At 61.4% G+C, this 23,700-nt stretch carries 21 protein-coding genes; 6 read left to right on the top strand and 15 right to left on the bottom strand.

What is annotated here, in order from left to right; translation table 11 throughout:
- Positions 1-9 precede the first annotated feature (9 nt).
- From ACM6J5_RS19160 to ACM6J5_RS19090, 15 genes are all read right to left on the bottom strand, one after another.
- On the bottom strand, positions 10-339 hold the full coding sequence (locus tag ACM6J5_RS19160; RefSeq protein ID WP_095943135.1) for a hypothetical protein: 330 nt from the start codon (positions 337-339) through the stop codon (positions 10-12).
- A complete protein-coding gene (locus ACM6J5_RS19155; RefSeq protein ID WP_414929160.1) occupies positions 336-1,250 on the bottom strand; it encodes an alpha/beta hydrolase in 915 nt (304 codons plus the stop codon). Before ACM6J5_RS19155 ends, ACM6J5_RS19160 begins: the two co-directional genes overlap by 4 nt.
- Before the next feature lie 148 nt (positions 1,251-1,398).
- Positions 1,399-2,676 (bottom strand): flavohemoglobin expression-modulating QEGLA motif protein, encoded by a 1,278-nt coding sequence (locus tag ACM6J5_RS19150; protein WP_008051382.1) that lies wholly within the window; start codon positions 2,674-2,676, stop codon positions 1,399-1,401.
- A gap of 32 nt (positions 2,677-2,708) precedes the next feature.
- Positions 2,709-3,263 (bottom strand): hypothetical protein, encoded by a 555-nt coding sequence (locus tag ACM6J5_RS19145; RefSeq protein ID WP_414929159.1) that lies wholly within the window; start codon positions 3,261-3,263, stop codon positions 2,709-2,711.
- A gap of 163 nt (positions 3,264-3,426) precedes the next feature.
- Complete coding sequence (locus ACM6J5_RS19140; RefSeq protein ID WP_056721047.1) at positions 3,427-4,143, bottom strand: TetR/AcrR family transcriptional regulator; 717 nt, start codon at positions 4,141-4,143, stop codon at positions 3,427-3,429.
- Between the two features lie 98 nt (positions 4,144-4,241).
- Entirely contained in the window at positions 4,242-5,744 is a 1,503-nt protein-coding gene (gene lysS, locus ACM6J5_RS19135; RefSeq protein WP_414929158.1) for a lysine--tRNA ligase, read from the bottom strand.
- 115 nt (positions 5,745-5,859) lie between these two features.
- Positions 5,860-6,955 (bottom strand): peptide chain release factor 2 gene (gene prfB / locus ACM6J5_RS19130; protein ID WP_095943132.1). Its coding sequence is split into 2 segments (ribosomal slippage): positions 5,860-6,882 and positions 6,884-6,955, totalling 1,095 coding nucleotides; the frame shifts between segments, so codons are not numbered across the junction.
- A 203-nt stretch (positions 6,956-7,158) separates the two neighbouring features.
- Positions 7,159-8,160: a response regulator gene (locus ACM6J5_RS19125; protein ID WP_095943131.1), complete on the bottom strand. Its 1,002-nt coding sequence runs from the start codon at positions 8,158-8,160 to the stop codon at positions 7,159-7,161.
- A gap of 48 nt (positions 8,161-8,208) precedes the next feature.
- Positions 8,209-9,219, bottom strand: coding sequence for a chemotaxis response regulator protein-glutamate methylesterase (locus ACM6J5_RS19120; RefSeq protein WP_095943130.1), 1,011 nt, complete (start codon positions 9,217-9,219; stop codon positions 8,209-8,211).
- Positions 9,216-11,495, bottom strand: coding sequence for a hybrid sensor histidine kinase/response regulator (locus tag ACM6J5_RS19115; RefSeq protein ID WP_414929157.1), 2,280 nt, complete (start codon positions 11,493-11,495; stop codon positions 9,216-9,218). Before ACM6J5_RS19115 ends, ACM6J5_RS19120 begins: the two co-directional genes overlap by 4 nt.
- The gene (locus ACM6J5_RS19110; protein ID WP_150673026.1) at positions 11,492-12,172 is read right to left on the bottom strand and encodes a chemotaxis protein CheW; all 681 of its coding nucleotides are present in this window, start codon (positions 12,170-12,172) and stop codon (positions 11,492-11,494) included. Before ACM6J5_RS19110 ends, ACM6J5_RS19115 begins: the two co-directional genes overlap by 4 nt.
- Positions 12,169-13,440 carry a CheR family methyltransferase gene (locus tag ACM6J5_RS19105; protein WP_414929156.1) on the bottom strand — a complete coding sequence of 424 codons (1,272 nt, stop codon included), beginning with the start codon at positions 13,438-13,440 and terminating at the stop codon, positions 12,169-12,171. Before ACM6J5_RS19105 ends, ACM6J5_RS19110 begins: the two co-directional genes overlap by 4 nt.
- Positions 13,437-13,973, bottom strand: a complete 537-nt coding sequence (locus tag ACM6J5_RS19100) for a chemotaxis protein CheW (protein ID WP_414929155.1) — start codon at positions 13,971-13,973, stop codon at positions 13,437-13,439. Before ACM6J5_RS19100 ends, ACM6J5_RS19105 begins: the two co-directional genes overlap by 4 nt.
- A complete protein-coding gene (locus tag ACM6J5_RS19095; RefSeq protein WP_414929154.1) occupies positions 13,973-15,595 on the bottom strand; it encodes a methyl-accepting chemotaxis protein in 1,623 nt (540 codons plus the stop codon). Before ACM6J5_RS19095 ends, ACM6J5_RS19100 begins: the two co-directional genes overlap by 1 nt.
- A 290-nt stretch (positions 15,596-15,885) precedes the next feature.
- On the bottom strand, positions 15,886-16,578 hold the full coding sequence (locus tag ACM6J5_RS19090; RefSeq protein WP_414929153.1) for a tellurite resistance TerB family protein: 693 nt from the start codon (positions 16,576-16,578) through the stop codon (positions 15,886-15,888).
- A 186-nt stretch (positions 16,579-16,764) separates the two neighbouring features.
- Between ACM6J5_RS19090 and ACM6J5_RS19085 the strand changes: the two genes are divergently transcribed.
- From ACM6J5_RS19085 to ACM6J5_RS19060, 6 genes are all read left to right on the top strand, one after another.
- Positions 16,765-17,679: a LysR family transcriptional regulator gene (locus ACM6J5_RS19085; protein ID WP_007975056.1), complete on the top strand. Its 915-nt coding sequence runs from the start codon at positions 16,765-16,767 to the stop codon at positions 17,677-17,679.
- Between the two features lie 147 nt (positions 17,680-17,826).
- Positions 17,827-19,284: a gamma-aminobutyraldehyde dehydrogenase gene (locus tag ACM6J5_RS19080; protein ID WP_414929219.1), complete on the top strand. Its 1,458-nt coding sequence runs from the start codon at positions 17,827-17,829 to the stop codon at positions 19,282-19,284.
- 84 nt (positions 19,285-19,368) lie between these two features.
- Positions 19,369-20,520, top strand: a complete 1,152-nt coding sequence (ydcS, locus tag ACM6J5_RS19075; RefSeq protein ID WP_095943122.1) for a putative ABC transporter substrate-binding protein YdcS — start codon at positions 19,369-19,371, stop codon at positions 20,518-20,520.
- A gap of 217 nt (positions 20,521-20,737) precedes the next feature.
- Positions 20,738-21,775 (top strand): ABC transporter ATP-binding protein, encoded by a 1,038-nt coding sequence (locus ACM6J5_RS19070; protein ID WP_150673019.1) that lies wholly within the window; start codon positions 20,738-20,740, stop codon positions 21,773-21,775.
- A gap of 1 nt (position 21,776) precedes the next feature.
- Positions 21,777-22,724 (top strand): ABC transporter permease, encoded by a 948-nt coding sequence (locus ACM6J5_RS19065; RefSeq protein WP_095943120.1) that lies wholly within the window; start codon positions 21,777-21,779, stop codon positions 22,722-22,724.
- The gene (locus tag ACM6J5_RS19060) at positions 22,714-23,541 is read left to right on the top strand and encodes an ABC transporter permease (RefSeq protein ID WP_108216604.1); all 828 of its coding nucleotides are present in this window, start codon (positions 22,714-22,716) and stop codon (positions 23,539-23,541) included. The genes ACM6J5_RS19065 and ACM6J5_RS19060 overlap by 11 nt, the downstream gene beginning before the upstream one ends.
- Positions 23,542-23,700: the final 159 nt, after the last annotated feature.

The following is a 23,700-nucleotide window of genomic DNA, read 5'->3' as shown; positions in this document are numbered from 1 at the left end:
AAAATTGCGTTACTGCTCCAGCTTCTGCGGCGTTTCCTGCCCCATGCAGCGCACGGCTTTTTTCTTGTTGTCGACCAGCACGCCGGTCAGGCCTTTCTGTTCCATGTCGAACAGCACCAGCACGCCGTCGATGCACTGCGCCACCTGGGCGGCCGGTTGCAGGGAGACTTTGTAGTCTTCACCCGGCACGGTCTTGAGCATGGTGAATTCGTTGAGCAGCAACGCATCCTCAGGCTTGGCGAAGTGCAGGTAACCGTACCACCACAGGGCACCGACGGTGCCGAGGATGCTGCAGATACCGGTGATGATCAGCGGGATGGCGTTGCGTTCTTCACTCATTGCGGACTCTCTGGTGGTTCATCTTCTGAATTCGGGGGTGCCGGGTAATTGGGGATCTCACCCAGGCGGCGCAGGCCGTTGAAATGCTGCGGATCATCAAGATAACGCAACATGACCTTGCGCCAGACCGGGTCGGCGAACGTCTGCACATGACCGCCACGGGTCAGTTGCAGCACCCGTGGCGGCGGCGCAGCTTGATACAGTCGGATGCCGTTGGAAAGAGGCACGATCGGATCGTCGATGCTGTGGTAGAGCAGTTTCGGCACGTCCTTGAGCTGCGCCATGGAGTTGATCGCACTGTCGCCGTCCGGCACCAGCCACGACAACGGCACCTGCACCGGCCAGGTCAACCATGACGTACTCAAGGCAAACTGACCGATGCTTCGGTAACTGGCGGGCACACCGTCGAGGACAATAGCCTTCAGTTGTTTCTGCCGTTCCGGGTGCTGGACCAGATAGTGTACGGCCATCGAGCCACCGAGGCTCTGGCCGAGAAGGATCAGTGGCTTGCCTTTGACCTCCGGCGCCTGGTCGAGCCATTTGAAGGCCGCGTCGATGTCCTGATAGATCGCCGGCAGGCTCGGTTCACCTTCGGACAGGCCATAACCGCGATAGTCCACAAGCAACACCTGGTAACCATTTTTCGGCAACCAAAAGCTGCCGCCGAGGTGCATGGGCAGGTTTCCGCCGTTGCCGTGCAGGTGCAGCACCGTGCCTTTGACCTCGACACCCTTCTTCGCCGGCAGCCACCAGGCGTTCAGCTTGAGGCCATCGGCGGTGATCAGGGTGACGGTGCGGTATTCGAGCCCGGCCTTTTCCGGCGTGAACAACTGGCCAGGTTCGGGGTAGAACAGCAGCGAACTGCAACCGTTCAAGACCAGGAGAAGGCAGAGGATGCCGAGGATTCTCATCCGTTGAAACCTCGCAATAAATGAGGTTGAAACACCGAACACTGTGGGAGCCAGCCTGCTGGCGATAGCTGTGTATCAGTCAACATCAATGTTGAATGCACAATCGCTATCGCCAGCAGGCTGGCTCCCACAGGGGATAACTCCAGCCTCACAAAATGTTGGAGTAATCCGCCTCGATCCGGTCCAGGCTCAGGTGGTTGAGGAAGTTGGAGAAGCACATCCACGCCGACAGCGCGTTCATGTCGCGGAACTGTTCCGGCAGGTACTTGGGCGGTACCACCAGGCCCTCGTCCACCAACTGGCGCAAGGTGCGCATGTCTTCCAGCGTAGTTTTGCCGCAGAACAACAGCGGTATCTGCTCCAGCTTGCCTTTACGCACGGCCAGTTGAATGTAGTTGTAAATCATGATGAAGCCCTTGAGGTAGGACAAGTCTTTGGTAAATGGCAGACCTGTCGGCACCGAGCCGCGGAAAACACGACTGGCGTTGCTGTAGCTCTCGGGCATTTCAAAGCCTTGCTCGCGGAAGAACTCGAACACCTGCAGGAAGTCGGCCCCCTCCTCCACCATGTGAATGGCGCGAGTGCGGTTGGTCAGTTTGCGCAGACGGCTCGGGTACGAGGCGAAGGTGATGATTTCCATCAGGATCGCCAGGCCTTCCTGGGTCACCGTCGACGAGGGCGGCCCCTTGGAGAGGAAGGTGCAGATAGGCTGGTTCAGGCCGTTGAGGGTGGTGCCGACGTGCACCAGCCCTTCGTGGACCTCCAGCGCCCGCACGTCGCGGTCGTTGAACATCGCGTCGGCGCGGATCTTGATGTAGTCGGCACCCGCCGCCGCATCGGCGACGATGCCGTCGGACTCGAACACACGGATGGTTTCCTCGGCCTCGCCAAACACCTTGTTCAAGCGATGCTGCAACAAGTCCACCGCGTCCTTGGCCGTCAGCGTCTTCGGTTCATCCTTCAGGTCGCCACGGCCGTCGATGTTGTTCAGGTATTCGGACAACATCATGCCCAGGTCCGACAGCGTCGGGTCGCCAGCATGGAACGCATCGGATGCAGCGCCGTACAACTCCTGGGAAATCAGGCCGAAATCCTCGGTGCCACGCGCTTCAAGCATGCGCACCACCATGCGGTATTCCTTGCACATGCGGCGCATGATCTGGCCGACCGGGTTGAACTGGCCGAGCTGGCGGGTGATGTCGCGCTCGATGTTCTGGAATTCCAGCTTCACTTTGCTGGAGTCGAACGCCAGCGGCCGGTTGAGGTAGTAGTCGCGGTCCACCGCCGGCATTTCCTTGCCCTTGGCCTTAAGGAACCCTTTACGAATGTTGTCATCCCACTTGACCGCATCGAGGACGCGGATCGGCGTCTGCGCCAGCACGATGCGATCGGACAAAATGCGTATCGACTGTTGGTAATCGTCCACGCGAAACTCCTGTAGAAACCTGTTGGTGCTGCTTATTTGGCTTTGGCCAGACGCTGGTAGCGTACGGCTTCGACGAACACATCGGAATTGGCCGGGTCGTCGAGGTAGGCGGCGACTTGATCCATGTGGCTGTCGATCAATACGCCATCGCCATTGTCGGTCTGGAAGCTTTCACCGCTCAGGGCTTTTTGCTTCATGGCCTGGTTGATCTGGTCGAGGTCGAGGTTGTAGACCACCAGCTCATGCTTGTCGGTCAGTTCAAACCCGCCAATGGTGAAATGCCCGCCGAACTGCGCCGGCACCTTTGCCGACAGATACCAGCGGTTGCCATGGCGCGTCACTGTGAAGGGATAGGCCTCCCGCTCCCCGGGCCTGGCCCGGTAATAGCTGACGGCCTGATAGCGGTTGTCGCCGATGCGGGTCAGCTCGAGGTTGAGCGGCTCGCCCCAGGCGTTGGTGCTGGTCCATTTGCCGAGCAACCCCTTGGGCGCGGGTTCGCTTGCAGGCAGCGGTTCCTTGAAGACCACCAGACAGCCACTGAGCAACAGGAACGACAAGGCGATCACAACGACACGCCAGGCTTTCATTCAATACTCCCTATGAACATACGTCGCCTTCAGATGAACACCGCCCTTCTGTGGGAGCGAGCCTGCTCGCGAAAGCGCAGTGTCAGTCAACAGAGATGTTGAATGTCAGACCGTATTCGCGAGCAGGCTCGCTCCCACAGGGGTAGCCTCCAATCAGGAGGAACTACACCGACGCCAGCACCAGGTGCATGTAGCGCGTCAGGATGCCGAGCATTTCCTCTTCGGCGGCAGGCTCGTCTACGTTGAGCAGGCCCTGATATTCCATCCGGCCGATAATCGCCGTCAACACCTTGGCATCCTGATGCGGTTCGCGCGAGCCTAGCACCTGGAACAGCTGGCAAGAGCCCTGCAACAGGATTTGCTGATGCGAGCGCACCAGTTCGGCCAGGCGTGGGTTGAGCAATGCCTCCTGACGAAACGCCTGCTCGGCCATCAGATGCTCCCGGCGATTGACCAGTTGCCGGTGAACGTAATCGGTCATCAGCCGTGCAATGTCGTCGGCCAGCTTCGAGCGCGCCTGCGGGCTGCCATCGCCACTGTCGATCATCTCGCGCAGCAGGCCCTCGTTGTTCACCCACAGCTTGCCCATGTACGCCGCACTGCGTTCCACGTATTGGGCGAAGGTATCGGTGAGCAGGTCATCGATATCCTTGAAATAGTAAGTGGTCGCCGACAATGGCACTTGTGCCTCGGCGGCCACCGCACGGTGCCTTACAGCCCGTACGCCGTCACGCACGACAATGCGCATGGCGGCATCCAGGATTTCCTGTCGTCGCTGTTCGCTGCCCTGTCGGCTGGCCTTGCGACCCTGGTACTGAACACTTTCAGCGACCGCAGTGGCGACACCCGCTGCACCTTCTTGAGCTATTGCACGAATCACGACAGGTATTTCCTCTCAGATGAAAGTAACAAGTTGATACGTTTGTACCAGACAGGCAATAAAAAGCCGCCTCAAAGGCGGCTTTTTATTTGAAACACTTACGCTTGCGGCCGCATGTGCGGGAACAGGATCACGTCGCGGATCGACGGAGAGTTGGTCAGCAGCATCACCAGACGGTCGATACCGATGCCTTCACCCGCCGTTGGCGGCATGCCGTACTCCAGCGCACGAACGAAGTCGGCGTCGTAGTGCATGGCTTCGTCGTCGCCGGCGTCCTTGTCGGCCACCTGGGCCATGAAGCGCTCGGCCTGGTCTTCCGCGTCGTTCAACTCGGAGTAGGCGTTGGCGATTTCACGACCACCGATGAACAGCTCGAAACGGTCGGTGACGTTCGGGTTGTCGTCGTTGCGACGGGCCAGCGGCGACACTTCGAACGGGTACTGGGTAATGAAGTGCGGCTGTTCCAGCTTGTGCTCGACCAGCTCTTCGAAAATCATCACCTGCAGCTTGCCCAGACCTTCGAAGCCCAGCACCTTGGCGCCGGCTTTCTTGGCGATGGCGCGAGCCTTGTCGATGTCGTTCAGATCATCGGCGGTCAGCTCGGGGTTGTACTTGAGGATCGAGTCGAACACCGACAGACGCACGAACGGCTCGCCGAAGTGGAACACCTTGTCGCCGTAAGGCACGTCGGTGCTGCCCAGAACCAGCTGTGCCAGTTCACGGAACAGTTCTTCGGTCAGGTCCATGTTGTCTTCGTAGTCGGCGTAAGCCTGGTAGAACTCCAACATGGTGAATTCAGGGTTGTGACGAGTCGAAACGCCTTCGTTACGGAAGTTGCGGTTGATCTCGAACACTTTCTCGAAGCCGCCAACAACAAGGCGCTTGAGGTACAGCTCCGGCGCGATACGCAGGAACATGCCCATGTCCAGCGCATTGTGGTGGGTTTCGAACGGCTTGGCTGCCGCGCCGCCAGGAATGGTCTGCAGCATCGGCGTTTCCACTTCCAGGAAGTCACGCTTCATCAGGAAGCTGCGGATGTGGGCGATGACTTGCGAACGCACGCGGAACGTCTGGCGCACGTCTTCGTTGACGATCAGGTCAACGTAGCGCTGGCGGTAGCGCTGTTCGGTGTCGGTCAGGCCGTGGTGCTTGTCCGGCAGCGGGCGCAGGGATTTGGTCAGCAGGCGCACGCTGGTCATTTCAACGTACAGGTCGCCCTTGCCGGAACGGGCCAGGGTGCCAACGGCTGCAATGATGTCGCCCATGTCCCAGGTTTTCACCGCCGCCAGGGTTTCTTCGGACAGGGTCTTGCGGTTGACATAGACCTGGATGCGACCGGTCATGTCCTGGATCACCATGAACGAGCCACGGTTGAGCATGATACGACCGGCAACCTTGACCGGGATCGCAGCGTCCGCCAGCTCTTCCTTGGTCTTGTCCGCATACTGTTTCTGCAGTTGTTCGCAGTAGTTTTCGCGGCGGAAGTCGTTCGGGAAGGCATTGCCCTTGGCGCGCTCGGCAGCAAGCTTTTCCTTGCGCAGGGCGATCAGGGAGTTTTCTTCCTGTTGCAGGGCTTGCGGGTCGAGTTCTAGGTCGCTCATGTCTTTAAATATTCCATCAGGTTCGTTGCCCCCGGACCTTGCGGCCCGGGGATCGCCAGCAGGGCTGGCTCCTACAGGGATCGAGCTGAAACGGTCGATCCTGTGTTGGCGTCTGTTACAGGCCCGATTTCAGGCTGGCTTCCAGGTACTCGTCGATGTCGCCGTCGAGCACCTTGTCGCAGTCGCTGCGTTCGATGTTCGTCCGCAGGTCCTTGATGCGCGAGGCATCGAGCACGTACGAACGGATCTGATGACCCCAGCCGATATCGGACTTGGTGTCTTCCAGCGCCTGGGACGCCGCGTTGCGCTTCTGCATTTCCTGCTCGTACAACTTGGCCCGCAGCATTTTCATGGCGGTGTCCTTGTTGGCGTGCTGGGAGCGTTCGTTCTGGCAGCTGACCACGGTGTTGGTCGGTACGTGGGTGATACGTACGGCCGAGTCGGTGGTGTTTACGTGCTGACCACCGGCACCGGAGGAACGATAGGTGTCGATCCGCAGGTCTGCCGGGTTGATCTCGATTTCCACTTTGTCATCGATCTCTGGCGAGACGAACACTGCGCTGAACGAGGTGTGGCGACGGTTGCCGGAGTCGAACGGGCTCTTGCGCACCAGACGGTGCACGCCGATCTCGGTCCGCAACCAGCCAAAGGCGTATTCGCCCTTGATGTGCACGGTCGCGCCCTTGATCCCGGCGACTTCACCGGCAGACAGCTCCATGATGGTCGCGTCGAAACCGCGTTTGTCAGCCCAGCGCAAGTACATGCGCAACAGGATGTTGGCCCAGTCCTGGGCTTCGGTGCCGCCGGAACCGGCCTGGATGTCCAGATAGGCGTTGTTCGGGTCCATTTCATGGCTGAACATACGTCGGAATTCCAGCTTCGCCAGATTTTCCTCGAGACGGGCCAGCTCGGCGACGACATCGCCCACTGCGCCTTCGTCGTTTTCTTCAACGGCCATGTCCAGCAGGTCGCGGCAATCGGCCAGACCGGTGTTCAATTCGTCCAGGGTATCGACGATCTGCGCCAGCGCAGCGCGCTCGCGGCCCAGTTCCTGGGCGTATTCAGGTTTGTTCCAGACAGCCGGATCTTCAAGCTCGCGATTGACTTCGGTCAGACGCTCATGCTTTTGATCGTAGTCAAAGATACCCCCGAATAGTTTCGGAGCGCTCGGACAGGTCCTTGATGGTGTTCAGGATCGGGTTGATTTCCATGACGGGCAGCACTCGTTGGCGAACTTTTGAAAGCCGGCGAGTATACCGGGAAACGGCTTGAAACGGCAGTCCGCTTGGCTGAAAAGGGACTGTAGGAGCGAGCTTGCTCGCGAAAAAGCCAAAAGCACCGCTGGGCATCTTGCTCTATGCGTTATCGTTCACGACCATCGCGAGCAAGCTCGCTCCTACAGGTTTCGATGCGCTTACCCGATCCCCACCTGATTACGCCCATTGTTCTTCGCCGAATACAGCCCCTTGTCCGCCGCCGAGATCAATTCGCGGCAATTGCTGCCCGCTGTCGGCGTCATGGTCGACAGGCCGATGCTGATGGTCAGGCTCGCCCCTTCGCTCGGCGAAATGTGCGGGATCTTGAGGGCTGCCACGGTCATGCGCAGCTTTTCCGCCATCAATCGTGCACCGCCCTGGGAGGTATTGGGCAATACCAGGGCAAACTCTTCGCCGCCGTAGCGGGCCGGCAGGTCGGAAGGCCGGGCACTGGCTTCACGGATGGCAGTGGCGACCTTGCGCAGGGCTTCATCACCTTCCAGGTGGCCGAAGGTGTCGTTGTAGGTCTTGAAGTAATCCACGTCGATCATCAACAACGACATCTGGCTCTGCTCACGCAGAGCGCGGCGCCACTCCAGCTCCATGTATTCGTCGAAGTGCCGGCGGTTCGACAACCCGGTCAGGCCATCGGAGTTCATCAGGCGTTGCAGCACCAGGTTGGTGTCGAGCAGTTGCTGCTGGCTGACCCGCAACGCGCGGTACGCCGCGTCCCGTTGCAATAGGGTCATATAGGAGCGCGAGTGATAGCGGATGCGCGCGACCAGTTCGATGTTGTCCGGCAGCTTGACCAGATAATCGTTGGCCCCGGCGGCAAAGGCCGCGCTCTTGATCAACGGGTCTTCCTTGGTCGACAGGACGATGATCGGAATGTCCTTGGTCGCCGGGTGATTGCGGTACTCGCGCACCAGGCTCAGGCCATCAAGACCGGGCATGACCAGATCCTGCAGGATCACCGTCGGCTTGATGCGCACCGCGTGGGCGATGGCCTGGTGCGGGTCGGCGCAGAAGTGGAAATCGATGTTCTCTTCGTTCGACAGGCCGCGACGCACGGCTTCGCCGATCATGGCCTGATCGTCCACCAGCAACACCATGGCGGCGTTTTCGTCGGTCTTGAAGTCGTCGAGCTGTAATTCAGTCATGTGCGGTCACCTGAGTACTACCTGAGCCAGGAATGAGGAAAAATGTGCTCATTTGGCGAAAATCTCCAGCAATCGTGGCGCTATCTTGTCCAGCGGGCGAATCTCCACGGCAGCGTCGATGGCCGCGGCCGCCTTCGGCATGCCATATACCGCACTGCTGCTTTGGTCCTGTGCGATGGTCAGGTAGCCCTGTTCGCGCATGAGTTTAAGCCCTTGGGCGCCATCACGCCCCATGCCGGTTAGCAAAACGCCTACGGCGTCGCCATTCCAGTAACTGGCCACACTCTCGAAGAACACATCGATGGAGGGCCGGTAGATCTCGTTGACCGGCTCGGCGGTGTAAGCCAGCGTGCCGTTTTTCAGCAAGCGAATATGATGATTGGTGCCGGCCAGCAACACCGCGCCACTTTGCGGCGGTTCGCCTTCCTGGGCCAGGCGCACGTCGAGGCCGCTGGCGCTGCCGAGCCACTCGGCCATGCCGGCGGCAAACACCTGGTCAACGTGCTGCACCAGCACGATGGCCGGAGAGAAATCACGCGGCAGTCCCTTGAGCAAGATCTCCAGCGCTGCCGGCCCGCCGGCGGATGAGCCAATGGCGATCAGGCTCTGGCGCGAGCCGGAACTTCGCACGGGTGTCGGCGCCAAGCGCGGGCGGTTACCCTTGTCGCCGATCAGCCAGACGATGTTCAAGATCTTGCGCAGCAACGGCGCGGCCGCTTCCTGGGCATTGCCGGCGCCGAGGGCCGGGGTGTCGACCACGTCCAGCGCACCGTGGCCCATGGCCTCGAACACCCGGTGCACGTTCTGCTGGCGATCCACGGTGACGATGACGATGGCACACGGGGTCTCGGCCATGATCCGCCGCGTGGCCTCGACGCCATCCATCACCGGCATGATCAGGTCCATCAGAATCAGGTCCGGCGTGTTCAGCGCGCACTGGCGCACCGCCTCGGCGCCATTGCCGGCGACCCAGACCACCTCGTGGGCCGGCTCGAATGCCAGGGCGCGACGCAGGGCCTCCACCGCCATGGGCATGTCATTGACGATTGCGATCCTCATGCTCGTGCTCCTCCGATGAGCTCGACCACTGCATCGAGCAAGGCGTCGTCATGAAAACTGGCCTTGGCTAGATAATAGTCGGCCCCGGCATCCAGTCCACGGCGCCGGTCCTCTTCACGATCCTTGTAGGACACCACCATCACCGGCAGCGATTGCAGTCGATTGTCCCGACGCAGCAGCGTGACCAGTTCGATGCCGTCCATGCGCGGCATATCAATGTCGGTAATCAGCAGGTCGAAATCCTCCGAACGCAGCGCGTTCCAGCCGTCCATGCCGTCCACCGCAACCGCCACGTCATAGCCGCGATTGAGCAACAGTTTGCGCTGCAACTCTCGCACGGTCAGGGAATCATCCACCACCAGAATCCGTTTGCGGACCGCCTCGACCATCTGATTGCTGTGACGGGCAATACGCTCCAGACGCCCGGTATTGAGCAATTTCTCCACCGAACGCAGCATGTCTTCGACATCGACGATCAGCACCACCGAACCGTCGTCGAGCAGGGCCCCGGCGGAAATGTCCTGCACCTTGCCCAGACGCTCATCCAGCGGCAGCACCACCAAGGTGCGCTCACCGATAAACCGTTCCACCGCCACCCCGTAGATCGCATCGCGCTCGCGAATCACCACGACTTTCAGGGTTTGCCCGCTGTTCTGGCTGGCCGGACGTTGCAGCAACTGACTGGCCGCCACCAGGCCGACATGCCGGCCTTCGTGCCAGAAATGCTGGCGGCCTTCGACCTGCACGATATCCGCCGGCTCCAGGTCGCACATGCGCTCGATATGGGCCAGCGGGAAGGCATAGGCTTCGTCGCCGACGTCCACCACGAGGCTGCGCACCACCGACAGGGTCAGCGGTACCTCAAGGTGGAAACGACTGCCCTCGCCCGCCGCCTGCTCCAGCACCACCGCGCCGCGCAACTGCCGGACCATGTGCTGCACCGCATCCAGGCCGACGCCGCGACCGGACACCTCGGTGACTGTGTCGCGCAGACTGAAACCGGGCAGGAACAGGAACGTCAGCAACTCCTCTTCACTCAACTGAGCAGCGGTTTGCGCGGGCGACAAACTTCGTTCAACAATGCTGCGACGGACCTTTTCCAGGTCCACGCCGTTGCCGTCATCGCTCAATTCGAGCACCAGCAAACCGGCCTGATGAGAAGCGCGCAGGCGAATCAAACCTTCAGCCGGCTTGCCCGCCAGCAGGCGCTGCTCCGGGGTTTCGATGCCGTGGTCGACCGCATTGCGCAACAGGTGAGTCAGCGGTGCTTCGAGCTTTTCCAGTACGTCGCGATCGACCTGGGTTTTTTCGCCTTCAATTTCCAGCCGCACCTGTTTGCCCAGATCGCGCCCCAGATCCCGGACCATCCGCACCTGCCCGGTCAGCACATCTGCAAACGGCCGCATGCGACAGGCCAACGCCGTGTCGTACAACACCTGTGCCCGCTGGCTGGCATGCCAGGCGAACTCATCGAGTTCGGCGTTCTTTTCCATGAGCAGTTGCTGGGATTGCGCGAGCAATCGTCGCGCATCCTCAAGGGTCTCCTGAGCCTCCAGGCTCAAGACGTGATCCTTGAGATGCACATTGAGATTCTCCAGTGCGCGCAGGCTGTTGCTCTGCATGCGCTTGAGTCGCTGCATGGTCGCCAGGTGCGGTTTGAGCCGCAGGGTTTCCACCAGGGATTTGCTCGACAGATCGAGCAGGCTGTTCAGGCGCTCGGCGGTGACACGCAGTACACGTTCGCCGTTTTCGGTGGTGCGCTTGGACTTGCTTGGGGCTGGCGCCGATGGCGGTTCGACTGCAGGCGCCGGCGGCTCGACCTTGGGCGCGGGTGCCTCGAGTTGTAGCTCGGCCATCACCGGTGCAACAGCCGCAACCAGGAAGGCCGCCGGGTCCAGCAACCGCGCCATCAATACCACATAGGCGTCGATGTCCGCGGCCCCCGGCGTGCTGTTCGGCGTGGCGATGCGCATCAGCAAATCGGTGCCTTGCAGCAACGCATCGATGTGCTCGGGGCGCAGCAACAGGCGGCCTTCCTGGGCACTGACCAGGCAATCTTCCATCACATGGGCAACGCTGACCCCGGCATCGACGCCAACGATCCGCGCCGCCCCCTTGAGCGAGTGCGCCGCGCGCATGCACGATTCAAGTTGATCGGCCTGGGTCGGATCGCGCTCAAGTGCCAGCAGGCCGGCGCTCAAGACCTGGGTCTGGGCTTCGGCCTCCAGGCTGAACAGCTCCAGCAGAGAGGCGTCGCGCATTTGCTCGGGGGTCATGTGAGGCTCCGGGTCACGGCGGACAGCAGCTGTTCTTCATCCAGCCAACGCAGGCTGCGACCTTTGAATTGCAACACACCACGGGTGTATTTGGCGCTGGCCTGAGCACCCGAGCGCGACGCGGCATCGAGGATGCGCTCATCGATGGCATGGATCCCGTCGACCTCGTCCACCGGCACCACCACCGGCCCGCCATCAGCAGCGATGATCAACATGCGTGGCATGACCCGCGCGCCGGGTGCCACGTTGCTGGTGCCGTCGAGGTCGAGCAGCTCCACCAGCGACAGGCAGGCGACCAGCGCACCGCGCACATTCGCCACACCGAGCAAGGCCCGGGAACGTTGATGCGGCAAAGAGTGAATCGCTTGCAGCGGCGCCACCTCCACCAGACTACGGGTCGCGAGCCCCAGCCACTCCTCCCCCAGACGGAACATCAACAGCGAGCGGGTTTTCACCTCGCTCTCGACCGCGACGGACACTGGCCCGCGATCTTCCTGCTGCAATGCATAGCGATCGAGCAAGCGTGTGGCGGCCGCGGAATACACCGTACAATTGCGGCAATGAATATGCTCGCTGAGCAGCGGGCAGGACTTGTCGCCGTGGATACCGATACGGTTCCAGCAATCGTCGATGGCCTGGGCATCCCGGGTGACGCTAAAGGTGTCGGCGGCGATCATCGTTTAAGCTCACTGTCGGCGGCGCGTGCGCTGCGGGCGGCACGTTCCTGCAATCGTCTGGCTCCCATCGCATCGCCCTGGGCCTGCAGCAACCCGGCCAGGTGCATCAACGCTTCAGGATGTTGCGGTTCGAGGTACAACGCCTTGCGGTAAAAACCCTGGGCTTCAAGGGTATTGCCGGCCACGTCGCTGAGCAGTCCCAACCAATAAAAGACCTGAGCCACTGGCTCATGGCTGCGCAAGTAGCTTTCACAGGCCGCTCGCGCCTCGGCGCTTTTGCCTTCATCGGCCAGCACGGCGATATTGGCCAGTAGCGCGGCAGTGTCGGGGCCGGAGTTGGCAGGCGCAGGCCGCAGCGGCGCAACCTGGGCAAACGGACGGCTGCGCACTGGCGCAGGCGGTGGATTGCGCAGCGGTTGCGGCACTGGCAATGGCGCTGGAACGAATGCCGGCAAGTGTTCAGGGTCCGGCATCCCTTGCCGGCTGAACGCGAAGGACTGTGCGATACCGATCGAGCGCATCCCCAAACGCCCCAGCAGACTGCCCTCGGCCGGACCGATAAACAGCACACCGTCAACGTGGGTCAGGCACTTGAGCACTTCGAAGACCTGCTTCTGGGTCGGCTGGTCGAAGTAGATCAGCAAGTTGCGACAAAACACGAAATCGAAGGGCGGTTCACCGGCCAGCAAGGCCGGATCCAGCAGATTGCCGACCTGCAGGCGCACTTGCTCGAGCACGCGCTGATCGAGGCGATAGCTCTCGCCTTCGGCAATGAAATGACGGTCGCGAAACGCAATGTCGTCACCCCGAAAGGAGTTCTTGCCGTACAACGCCCGCCGGGCTTTTTCCACTGACAACGGGCTGACGTCCAGGCCGTCGACCTTGAACTGGTACGGTTTGAGCCCGGCATCGAGCAACGCCATGGCGATCGAGTAGGGTTCTTCGCCAGTGGAGCATGGCAGGCTGAGAATCCGCAGTGCGCGCAGGTTGTTGATCTCGGACAGACGCTTGCCCGCCAGTTTCGCCAGGGTGACGAAGGACTCCGGATAGCGGAAGAACCAGGTTTCCGGAACGATCACCGCTTCGATCAACGCCTGCTGCTCGTCCCGCGAGCCCTGCAAGGTTCGCCAATATTCATCGGCCGAGGGTGCTTGCGCAGCGATGCTGCGCTGGCGCACCGCTCGCTCGATGATCGCAGGCCCTACCGAGGTCACGTCGAGTCCGATGGTTTCCTTGAGGAAGTCGAAAAAACGCTGGTCGCTGTTCATGGCCGCTCCTGCAGCAGCACCGGATCCATTGGCGGCGAGGGGAACAACAAGGCGCGCACCCGGTCGTCCAGCAGATCGCCGACCCGTACCCATTGCAGCAAGCCCTGCTCGTCCTTGCGCACCGGCCCGAGGTAAGGCGTCTGGCGATTGTCCAGGCCGTAGGGCTGAAAATCCGCCGGATCGCAGCGCAAGGTGTCAGTCGCCTGTTCCAGAATCAACCCGAGTAGCTGCGACTCGGAGGATTCATCCGGGTGATAGTTGACCAGCACCAGTCGCGTGCTGGTACGGGCCTGTGCAGACGTACCAAAGGTCAGTGCGCTCAAGTCGATCACCGGCACTACGGTGCCCCGATAGGCGAACACCCCGGCGACCCAGGCGGGGGCATGGGGGATGGGCTTCAAGGGCAGGCGCGGCAACACTTCAGCCACTTCGACAGCCTTCAAGGCATAGCGCTCGTTGCCGATGCGAAACACCAGAAACAAGGCATGCAGCGCCTGCGTCACGACAGAGCGTTTGGCCGTGATTTCGCTCATCAGACTTTGAATCGCGAAACGCCGCTGCGCAGCCCGACGGCCACCTGGCTCAGCTCATCGATGGCGAAACTGGCCTGGCGCAGAGACTCGACCGTCTGGCTGCTGGCATCGCCCAACTGCACCAGCGCATGGTTGATCTGCTCCGCGCCCGTGGCCTGGGCCTGCATGCCTTCGTTGACCATCAACACCCGCGGCGCCAACGCCTGAACCTGATGGATGATCTGCGACAACTGCTCGCCGATTTGCTGCACCTCTGACATGCCTCGGCGCACTTCTTCAGAGAACTTGTCCATGCCCATCACCCCGGCCGACACCGCCGACTGGATCTCGCGCACCATTTGTTCGATGTCGTAGGTGGCCACCGCCGTCTGGTCCGCCAGACGCCGCACTTCGGTGGCGACCACGGCAAAACCGCGTCCGTATTCCCCGGCCTTCTCGGCCTCGATGGCGGCGTTGAGCGACAACAGGTTGGTCTGGTCGGCAACCTTGACGATGGTCACCACCACCTGATTGATGTTGCCGGCCTTCTCGTTGAGGATCGCCAGCTTGGCGTTGACCAGATCGGCCGCTCCCATCACCGAGTGCATGGTTTCCTCCATGCGCGCCAGGCCCTGTTGTCCGGAGCCGGCGGCCACTGAAGCCTGATCGGCGGCGGTGGAGACCTCGGTCATGGTGCGCACCAGATCCCGGGAAGTGGCGGCGATCTCACGGGAGGTCGCGCCGATTTCCGTGGTGGTGGCGGCAGTTTCGGTGGCGGTGGCTTGTTGCTGCTTGGATGTCGCGGCGATCTCGGTCACCGACGTAGTCACCTGCACCGACGACCGCTGGGCCTGGGACACCAGAGAAGTGAGCTCGGTCATCATGTCGTTGAAACCGGTCTCTACCGCGCCGAATTCGTCCTTGCGCTCCAGATTCAGGCGGCTGCTGAGGTCGCCAGTGCGCATGATTTCGAGGATTCTCACGATGCGGTTCATCGGCGCCATGATCGCGCGCATCAACAAAAGACCACACAACCCGGCACTAATGACTGCGACCAGCAACGAAATGCCCATGATCAACTTCGCCATCGCTACCGATGAAATGATCGAGTCAGTGGCCGCCTCAGCCGCCTCCCTGTTGAACTCAATGAGTTCATCCAGCTGTTTGCGGCCGGCAGCCCATGCCGGGGTCATCTGTTCGGCGAGGATGCGACGGGCCTGTTCGAAGTCCTTTTGCTGGTAGGCATCGAGCACTTCTTCGAGCAGCTTGTCATATTGATCGTGCTGCTTTTCAAACGCCTCGAACCTTGCCCGATCATCTTTCTCGAAGATGGTGCCCTGGTAGCTGGCCATCGCGCGTTGCAGCCGTTCCTCAATCCCCTGGTACATCTCCTTGTCAGCCTGGGTCATGCCTCGACCGCCCCCCAGCCCGATCAGTTGCTGGGTCAGCACGTAATCATCGACCCAGGCACCGCGAATCAGGGAGCTGTAGTGAATCCCGGGAACACTGTCCGAACGCACAACGTTCTCACTGGACTCAATCGACAATAAACGGGAATACGACACGACCACCATCAGCAACATGATGGTGATAATCACCGCAAAGCTCGCCAAAATGCGTTGGCGCAACGTCCAGTTCTTCACAGTCAATCCTCGGGCCTGATTCGAAATGCGGGGAGTATAGCCGAGGGCGGTGTTTCATTTATAAGACGGATGCGCGCCACTTCGCATCCCGTTGAAAAAAGGCGGGATGGGCTCAGGGTTGGGACTGTCCGCTAATGGAGGGGATGGGTGCCAGGGGTGATTGGGCAGAAAGGGGCCGTGCAATGGCCATTGGGGCGGTGGGCCGGCTGAAAACGCCATCGCGAGCAGGCTCGCTCCCACATTTGACTTCTTTGTGGGAGCGAGCTTGCTCGCGATAGCGGATTGAAGGCTTACATCGAAGCCTGGCGAACCTGCTTCTCCAGCTCGGCTTTCAACCCCGGCTCGAGCTTGAGCTGGCGCGCCAGCTCCTCGAGGTAGGCCTTCTCCATGAAGTTTTCCTCGTCCACCATCATCACGCTGGCGATGTACATCTCGGCGGCGATTTCCGGGGACCGGGCGGCGCGGGCGACATCGCTCGGGTCCAGCGGCTTGTTGAGTTCGGCGTGCAGCCAGTGTTGCAGCTCCTGGTCGCTGTCGAGGCGGGTGAATTCACCTTCGATCAAGGCACGCTCGCGCTCATCGACATGGCCGTCAGCCTTGGCCGCGGCCACCAGCGCCTTGAGAATCGCCTGACTGTGCAGCTCGACTTGCGCGGCCGGCACGCGGTCCAGGGTTTGCGGTTCCGTACCGGCCGCGCCGCCCTGCTGCGCTTGCCAGTTGCCGTAGGCTTTATAAGCCAGTACGCCCAACGCGGCGAGACCGCCGTAGACCGCGACCTTGCCCCCGACTTTACGGGCCTTTTTGCTACCGAGCAGCAAGCCCATGGCGCCGGCCGCCAATGCCCCGCCACTCGCGCCGGAAAGCAAACTGCCGAGGGCACCGTTGCCACCGCTCGCGCCCTTTTGCTGTGAGCTGCCGGCCTTGTTCTGCAACAGGTCCTGGCCGGACTTGAGTAGTTGATCGAGCAATCCACGGGTGTTCATTTACCGCCTCCACAAGACGTTTAACCTTAAACCAGGACCACCAGCCTAAAACGAAAGTACCCACGCCCCGTGGGCGAGAGTGCTTCCAGATGTTGCATTGCGCGTATTGCCGCTCGAACCTGACTATCAGAAAAAACGATATACACTCTGGCCAATCGATAAAAACAGCCCACCGGGTGCTTTCCCATGATGACCTTGCGTCAGATCCGTCACTTCATCGCCGTGGCCGAGACCGGCTCGATCTCGGCCGCCGCGCAAACCGCGTTCATTTCCCAGTCGACCTTGACCCTGGCGATCCAGCAACTGGAGGAGGAAATCGGCGTCAGCCTGTTCAGCCGCCACGCCAAAGGCATGACCCTGACCCACCAGGGGCATCAATTCCTGCGTCAGGCGCACTTGATCCTGGCTACCGTGGATAACGCCAAGCGCAGCCTGCAACAGAGCACCGACCAGGTCGCCGGGCAATTGATCGTCGGTGTAACCAGCCTGGTGGCCGGTTATTACCTGGCGGATCTGCTCACCCGCTTCCAGCGCGCCTACCCCAACGTGGAAATCCGCGTAATGGAGGATGAGCGCCCGTACATTGAGCATTTGCTGGTCAGCGGCGAAATCGATGTCGGCGTGTTGATCCTCTCCAATCTCGAAGACCGCCACGCTTTGCAGACCGAAGTGCTGACCCACTCGCCGCACCGACTATGGCTGCCGGCCCAGCACCCGTTGCTGGAACACGACAGCATCAACCTCGCCGACGTGGCCCGCGAGCCATTGATTCAACTGAACGTCGATGAAATGGACCGCAACGCCCAGCGCATGTGGTCGGCAGCCTCCCTGCAACCGCGCATCACCCTGCGCACAGCTTCGACCGAAGCGGTGCGAAGCCTGGTGGCCGCCGGATTGGGCGTATCGATCCAGCCCGACATGACCTATCGCCCGTGGTCACTGGAGGGCGACATCATCGAAGCGCGACCGATCGCCGACCTCAGCCAGACCCTGGATGTCGGCCTGGCCTGGCGTCGCGGCACCGCGCGGCCGGCGCTGGTAGACCCCTTCCTTACGGTCGCTCGCGAACAACCCCACGGCGGGCGCAAGCCATCTATTTAATCGAACGCCACCTTCAGTATTTAGTATTTGTTGTCCTCGGGTCCGCGAACTAGTCTTGTTGCATCTAATAAAGACGGCCGGGCCCCAGTCACAGGGAGCGCTGCCATGTCTACACAACAAGCCACACAAAAAACGAGAACCCGAAAAATGGCTGGCGCGCAGACCCCGTTGTTCACCGCACTGTTGATTGATGGTGAACTGGTCGCCGGGCAAGGCTTTGTCGAGCCGATCCTCAACCCGGCCACCGGCGAAGTCCTGACGCAGATCGCCGAAGCCAGCACCGAACAAGTCGAAGCCGCGATCCTCGCCGCCCACCGCGCCTTTGCCGGTTGGTCACGGACCACGCCGCAGCAACGTTCGAACCTGTTGCTGGAGATCGCCAACACCATCGAAAAAAATGCCGACCTGCTGGCCCGCCTCGAATCCATGAACTGCGGCAAGCCGCTGCACCTGGCCCGCCAGGACGACTTGAGCGCCACGGTCGACGTGTTCCGCTTCTTCGCCGGTGCCGTGCGTTGCCAGACCGGCCAGCTCAGCGGCGAATACCTGCCGGGCTACACCAGCATGGTTCGGCGCGATCCTATCGGGGTCGTGGCGTCGATCGCGCCCTGGAACTACCCGATCATGATGGCCGCGTGGAAGATCGCCCCGGCCCTCGCCGCCGGCAACACCCTGGTGTTCAAGCCGTCGGAACACACGCCGCTGTCGATCCTGGCCCTGGCCCCGGCATTGGCCGAGATCCTGCCACGGGGGGTGATCAACATCGTTTGCGGTGGCGGCGAAGGGGTCGGCAGCCATTTGGTCAGCCATCCGAAGATCCGCATGGTGTCGCTGACCGGCGATATCGTCACCGGCCAGAAGATTCTCCAGGCCGCATCGAAAACACTCAAGCGTACCCACCTCGAACTCGGCGGCAAGGCTCCGGTGATCGTCTGCAACGATGCCGACATTCAGGCCGTGGTCGAAGGCGTACGCACCTACGGCTACTACAACGCCGGCCAGGATTGCACCGCCGCTTGCCGCATTTATGCCCAGGCCGGGATTCATGACCGTCTGGTGGCCGAGCTCGGCGCAGCCGTCAGTAGCCTGCGCTTTGCTGGCAAACGCGACGCCGACAACGAAATCGGCCCGTTGATCAGCACCCGCCAGCGCGATCGCGTGGCCAGTTTTGTCGAACGTGCCCTCGGCCAGCCGCACATCGAACGGGTGACCGGCGCGGCGGTGCATTCCGGCGCCGGCTTCTATTACCAGCCGACCCTGCTCGCCGGTTGCAAGCAAAGTGACGAGATCGTCCAGCGCGAAGTGTTCGGGCCGGTGGTCACCGTGACCCGCTTCGATGAGCTGGAACAAGCGGTGGATTGGGCCAACGATTCGGAATACGGCCTGGCCTCGTCGGTCTGGACCCAGAACCTCGACAAGGCCATGCAGGTCGCGGCGCGCTTGCAGTACGGCTGCACCTGGATCAACAGCCATTTCATGCTGGTCAGCGAAATGCCCCATGGCGGCCTGAAACGCTCGGGCTACGGCAAAGACCTGTCCAGCGATTCGCTTCAGGACTACAGCGTGGTGCGGCACATCATGGCCCGCCATGGCGAGCATCTCTGACTACGCTAATAACAAGCCACCAACGGCGCGCTTCACCACGTTCAAGACACTGCCCCGACCATAATTAAAGAAGAGGGAATTCCCATGTCCGTGCACAAGACCGCACTGCTCAGTGCAATCACCACCGCGCTGCTGGCCAGCGCCAGTGTCCAGGCCGCCGAGCCGCTCAAAGCTGTCGGGGCGGGCGAAGGCCAACTGGATATTGTGGCCTGGCCTGGCTACATCGAACGTGGCGAGAGTGACAAGGCCTACGACTGGGTAACCGGTTTCGAGAAGGAAACCGGCTGCAAGGTCAACGTCAAGACCGCTGCCACCTCCGATGAAATGGTCAGCCTGATGGCCAAGGGCGGCTACGACCTGGTCACGGCGTCCGGCGACGCGTCCCTGCGCCTGATCGTCGGCAAGCGTGTGCAACCGATCAACACCGCGTTGATCCCGAACTGGAAAAACCTCGACCCGCGCCTCAAGGATGGACCCTGGTACGTGGTCAACAAGCAGACCTACGGCGCCCCGTATCAGTGGGGCCCGAACGTGTTGATGTACAACACCAACGTGTTCAAGACCCCGCCCACCAGCTGGGGCGTGCTGTTCAATGCGGAAAACCTGCCGGACGGCAAGCCGAACAAGGGCCGCGTGCAGGCCTATGACGGCCCGATCTACATCGCCGACGCGGCGCTGTATCTGAAGACCGCCAAGCCGGAACTGGGCATCCAGAACCCCTATGAACTGACCGAAGCCCAGTACAAGGCCGTACTCGACCTGCTGCGCGCCCAGCAGCCGTTGATCCATCGCTACTGGCACGACACCACTGTGCAAATGAGCGACTTCAAGAACGAAGGCGTGGTCGCCTCCGGTGCGTGGCCATATCAGGTCAACGGCCTGATGAACGAGAAGCAGCCAATCGCCTCGACCATCCCGAAAGAAGGCGCTACCGGTTGGGCCGATACCACCATGCTGCACGCCGAGGCCAAGCACCCGAACTGCGCCTACAAATGGATGGACTGGTCGCTGCAACCGAAAGTCCAGGGTGACGTCGCAGCGTGGTTCGGCTCGTTGCCAGCGGTTCCGGCGGCGTGCCAGGGCAGTGAATTGCTCGGCGCCGAAGGCTGCAAGACCAACGGTTTCGACCAGTTCGACAAGATCGCCTTCTGGAAAACTCCACAGGCTGAAGGCGGCAAGTTCGTGCCGTACAGCCGCTGGACCCAGGATTACATCGCGATCATGGGCGGTAGATAACCCGCCCCACCCTGTAGGAGCGAGCCTGCTCGCGATGGCGGAGTGTCAGTCGACAACGATTCTGACTGTTCCGCCCTCATCGCGAGCAGGCTCACTCCTACAGTTGATCAGCGCCGTTGCCACTATCGTGCTCGGCCCACCGATAAAAGATGTTCGTTTTTTCAGAAGTCCAGGCAGGGCCGCTGCGACGGCCTTCGCCTTTTTGGAGCACCGCACCATGACGCTTGCAGTCCAGTTCACCAACGTCTCCCGTCAGTTCGGCGAAGTGAAAGCCGTCGACCGGGTTTCCATCGACATCCAGGACGGCGAGTTCTTCTCCATGCTGGGGCCGTCCGGCTCGGGCAAGACCACCTGTTTGCGCCTGATCGCCGGTTTTGAACAACCGAGCGCAGGCTCCATCCGTATTCATGGCGAAGAGGCCGCCGGCCTGCCGCCGTACCAGCGTGACGTGAACACCGTGTTCCAGGATTACGCGCTGTTCCCGCACATGAACGTTCGCGATAACGTCGCCTACGGCTTGAAAGTCAAAGGCATCGGCAAGGTCGAACGCCTCAAGCGCGCCCAGGAATCCCTGGAGATGGTCGCCCTCGGCGGCTATGGCGAGCGCAAGCCGGTGCAGCTCTCCGGAGGCCAACGCCAGCGTGTGGCCCTGGCCCGTGCCTTGGTCAACCGTCCTCGCGTACTGTTGCTCGACGAACCCCTCGGCGCCCTCGACCTGAAGTTGCGCGAGCAAATGCAGGGCGAACTGAAGAAGCTGCAACGCCAGCTCGGCATCACCTTCATTTTCGTCACCCACGACCAGACCGAAGCGTTGTCGATGTCCGACCGGGTGGCGGTGTTCAACAAGGGGCGCATCGAACAGGTCGATAGCCCGCGCAACCTGTACATGAAACCGGCCACCACCTTCGTGGCGGAATTCGTCGGCACCTCCAACGTGATTCGCGGTGATCTGGCCAAGCAGCTCAGTGGCAATCCGCAGCCGTTCTCGATACGTCCGGAACACGTGCGCTTCGCCGAAGGCCCGCTGGCCAGTCACGAGATCGAAGTCAGCGGTTTGCTGCACGACATCCAGTACCAGGGCAGCGCCACCCGCTATGAACTGAAACTGGAAAACGGCCAGACCCTGAACATCAGCCAGGCCAACATCCAGTGGATCGACAGCAGCGCGCAACACCAGACCGGGCAGCGCCTCAGCGCACGCTGGGCGCGGGAAGCGATGGTCCAGTTGCACGATACCCTTGCAGGCGGGGTGTGAGATGAACACCCTGGCTATTTCTCAAACCTCCTCAGGCGGCTCGCCGTTGCGCAGGTTTTCCAACCTGTTGTATCGCCGGCCGAACCTGTACCTGTCGATGCTGCTGGTGCCGCCGTTGCTGTGGTTCGGCGCGATCTACCTGGGCTCATTGCTGGTGCTGCTGTGGCAAGGCTTCTACACCTTCGATGACTTCACCATGGCGGTCACACCCGACCTGACCCTGGCGAACTTCACCGCGCTGTTCCAGCCGTCGAACTTCGACATCATCCTGCGCACCCTGGGCATGGCGGTCGTCGTGTCGATGGCCAGCGCCGTCATCGCGTTCCCGATTGCCTACTACATGGCGCGCTACACCACCGGCAAGACCAAGGCGTTTTTCTACATCGCGGTGATGATGCCGATGTGGGCCAGTTACATCGTCAAGGCCTACGCCTGGACGCTGCTGTTGGCCAAGGGCGGCGTGGCGCAGTGGTTCGTGCAGCACCTGGGACTGGAACCGGTCCTGCAGTTCGTGCTGGGGATTCCTGGCGTCGGCGGCAGCACCTTGTCGACCTCGCACCTGGGGCGCTTCATGGTGTTCGTCTACATCTGGCTGCCGTTCATGATCCTGCCGATCCAGGCCTCGCTGGAACGCCTGCCGCCCTCGCTGCTGCAAGCCTCCGCCGACCTCGGTGCCAAGCCGCGCCAGACCTTCACGCAAGTGATTCTGCCGCTGTCGGTCCCGGGCATCGCCGCAGGCTCGATCTTCACCTTCTCGCTGACCCTGGGCGACTTCATCGTGCCGCAACTGGTCGGCCCGCCCGGCTACTTCGTCGGCAGCATGGTGTATGCCCAGCAAGGCGCGATCGGCAACATGCCAATGGCCGCGGCCTTCACCCTGGTGCCGATCGTGCTGATCGCCATCTACCTGTCCATCGTCAAACGACTGGGGGCCTTCGATGCACTCTAATTCAGAAAAGCAGGGGGACAAAGCCTCTCTCGGCCTGCGCATTGCCGCATGGGGCGGGTTGCTGTTCCTGCACTTCCCGATCCTGATCATCTTCCTGTACGCCTTCAACACCGAAGACGCGGCGTTCAGTTTTCCACCCAAGGGTTTCACCTGGAAGTGGATCGGCGTGGCGTTCTCGCGCCCGGACGTGCTGGAAGCCATCAAGCTGTCGTTGCAGATCGCCTCGATTGCCACCCTGATCGCCATGGTCCTTGGCACATTGGCTTCGGCCGCGTTGTATCGCCGGGATTTCTTCGGCAAGCAAGGCATCTCGCTGATGCTGATCCTGCCGATTGCCCTGCCGGGGATCATCACCGGGATCGCGCTGCTGGCGACCTTCAAGACACTGGGCATCGAACCGGGGATGTTCACCATCATCGTCGGCCACGCGACCTTCTGCGTGGTGATCGTCTACAACAACGTCATCGCCCGTTTGCGCCGTACCTCCCACAGTTTGATCGAAGCCTCGATGGACCTCGGTGCCGACGGCTGGCAGACCTTCCGCTACATCATCCTGCCGAACCTCGGCTCGGCGTTGCTGGCCGGCGGCATGCTGGCGTTTGCCCTGTCGTTCGACGAAATCATCGTCACCACCTTCACCGCCGGCCATGAACGCACCCTGCCGTTGTGGCTGCTCAACCAGCTCAGCCGCCCACGGGACGTGCCGGTGACCAACGTCGTGGCGATGCTGGTGATGATCGTGACCATGCTGCCGATTCTTGGTGCCTATTACCTGACGCGGGGTGGTGAGAGCGTTGCGGGGAGTGGCGGTAAGTAACCGACAACCAACATCCCCTGTAGGAGCGAGCCTGCTCGCGATGGACGTGAACGAAGACGCGTTCAGTCTGGTTCAACGCGGTGTGTTTGAGACCATCGCGAGCAGGCTCGCTCCTACAGGGGGCCGGTTCAAGCAGAAAAATAAAAGTGTTAGTGAGGA

The sequence above is a fragment of the Pseudomonas sp. IT-P74 genome, assembly GCF_949768175.1.
Classification (GTDB): domain Bacteria; phylum Pseudomonadota; class Gammaproteobacteria; order Pseudomonadales; family Pseudomonadaceae; genus Aquipseudomonas.
This window is presented reverse-complemented; position numbering and strand designations above follow the sequence as displayed.

What these genes read in the sequence shown, in the direction of transcription:
- ACM6J5_RS19160 (WP_095943135.1), bottom strand. Translation starts at nt 339, where the DNA reads ATGAGTGAAGAACGCAACGCCATCCCGCTGATCATCACCGGTATCTGC.
- ACM6J5_RS19155 (WP_414929160.1), bottom strand. Translation starts at nt 1,250, where the DNA reads ATGAGAATCCTCGGCATCCTCTGCCTTCTCCTGGTCTTGAACGGTTGC.
- ACM6J5_RS19145 (WP_414929159.1), bottom strand. Translation starts at nt 3,263, where the DNA reads ATGAAAGCCTGGCGTGTCGTTGTGATCGCCTTGTCGTTCCTGTTGCTC.
- lysS (WP_414929158.1), bottom strand. Translation starts at nt 5,744, where the DNA reads ATGAGCGACCTAGAACTCGACCCGCAAGCCCTGCAACAGGAAGAAAAC.
- ACM6J5_RS19125 (WP_095943131.1), bottom strand. Translation starts at nt 8,160, where the DNA reads ATGACTGAATTACAGCTCGACGACTTCAAGACCGACGAAAACGCCGCC.
- ACM6J5_RS19120 (WP_095943130.1), bottom strand. Translation starts at nt 9,219, where the DNA reads ATGAGGATCGCAATCGTCAATGACATGCCCATGGCGGTGGAGGCCCTG.
- ACM6J5_RS19115 (WP_414929157.1), bottom strand. Translation starts at nt 11,495, where the DNA reads ATGACCCCCGAGCAAATGCGCGACGCCTCTCTGCTGGAGCTGTTCAGC.
- ACM6J5_RS19110 (WP_150673026.1), bottom strand. Translation starts at nt 12,172, where the DNA reads ATGATCGCCGCCGACACCTTTAGCGTCACCCGGGATGCCCAGGCCATC.
- ACM6J5_RS19105 (WP_414929156.1), bottom strand. Translation starts at nt 13,440, where the DNA reads ATGAACAGCGACCAGCGTTTTTTCGACTTCCTCAAGGAAACCATCGGA.
- ACM6J5_RS19100 (WP_414929155.1), bottom strand. Translation starts at nt 13,973, where the DNA reads ATGAGCGAAATCACGGCCAAACGCTCTGTCGTGACGCAGGCGCTGCAT.
- ACM6J5_RS19090 (WP_414929153.1), bottom strand. Translation starts at nt 16,578, where the DNA reads ATGAACACCCGTGGATTGCTCGATCAACTACTCAAGTCCGGCCAGGAC.
- ACM6J5_RS19085 (WP_007975056.1), top strand. Translation starts at nt 16,765, where the DNA reads ATGATGACCTTGCGTCAGATCCGTCACTTCATCGCCGTGGCCGAGACC.
- ACM6J5_RS19080 (WP_414929219.1), top strand. Translation starts at nt 17,827, where the DNA reads ATGGCTGGCGCGCAGACCCCGTTGTTCACCGCACTGTTGATTGATGGT.
- ydcS (WP_095943122.1), top strand. Translation starts at nt 19,369, where the DNA reads ATGTCCGTGCACAAGACCGCACTGCTCAGTGCAATCACCACCGCGCTG.
- ACM6J5_RS19070 (WP_150673019.1), top strand. Translation starts at nt 20,738, where the DNA reads ATGACGCTTGCAGTCCAGTTCACCAACGTCTCCCGTCAGTTCGGCGAA.
- ACM6J5_RS19065 (WP_095943120.1), top strand. Translation starts at nt 21,777, where the DNA reads ATGAACACCCTGGCTATTTCTCAAACCTCCTCAGGCGGCTCGCCGTTG.
- ACM6J5_RS19060 (WP_108216604.1), top strand. Translation starts at nt 22,714, where the DNA reads ATGCACTCTAATTCAGAAAAGCAGGGGGACAAAGCCTCTCTCGGCCTG.